At 39.1% G+C, this 878-nt stretch carries 1 protein-coding gene; it reads right to left on the bottom strand.

Features of this window, described 5'->3' with window-relative positions:
* Nucleotides 1-878 (bottom strand): Cna B-type domain-containing protein (locus BAU28_RS20965; RefSeq protein ID WP_244158157.1); only part of this gene is annotated, 878 nt, incomplete at both ends.

Genomic DNA, 878 nt, shown 5'->3' with positions numbered 1-878 from the left:
CTTGCGTCGCAATCACTGTACCATTTTGTAAAAGGTCTACTTTAACCATTTCTGGACGATCTTTCGCGTTATCGTCTTTCCATGTCTTCGTTCCTTCTACTTTTGTTTTGCCTACTTTTGTATTTGTGATGTCAGTACCTTTTACTTTAGATTCATATCCAGCTACTGGCTGTTCTTTCACTTCATACTTGTATGCTACTCCGTTTGCATCGTATGCTTGGAGTTTTTCAAATGTGTACTTCCATTCTGTTGCCGCTGTTACTTCTTTTGTATCTATTACTTTACCGTTTTGTAGTAAGTCTACTTTGATCATTTCCGGACGATCTTTCGCGTTATCGTCTTTCCATGTTTTCGTTCCTTCTACTTTTGTTTCGCCTACTTTTGTATTTGTGATGTCAGTACCACTTACTTTGGATTCATATCCAGCTACCGGTTGTTCCTTCACTTTATACTTGTACGCTACTCCATTTGCATCATACGCTGCTAAATCTTTGAATTCATATTTCCAACCTGTTGCTTTGCTTACTTCTTGCGTCGCAATCACTGTACCATTTTGTAGTAGGTCTACTTTAATCATTTCTGGACGATCTGTTGCGTTATCGTCTTTCCATGTCTTCGTTCCTTCTACTTTTGTTTGACCTACTTTTGTATTTGTGATGTCAGTACCACTTACCTTGGATTCATATCCTGGTACTGCTTGTTCTTTCACTGTATACTCGTAAGCCTTTCCTTCCGCATCATATGCTTCTAAATCTGCGAATATATATTTCCAACCCATTACTGCTAGTACGTCTTGTGTTTTAATCACGTTCCCGTTTTGTAGTAAGTCTACTTTGATCATTGCCGGACGGTCTGTTGCATTTCCGTCGTTCCATGTC

This window comes from Bacillus paramycoides (assembly GCF_001884235.1).
Lineage (GTDB): Bacteria > Bacillota > Bacilli > Bacillales > Bacillaceae_G > Bacillus_A > Bacillus_A paramycoides.
The sequence above is the reverse complement of the archived record's forward strand: the minus strand, read 5'-3'. Positions and strand labels throughout refer to the sequence as shown.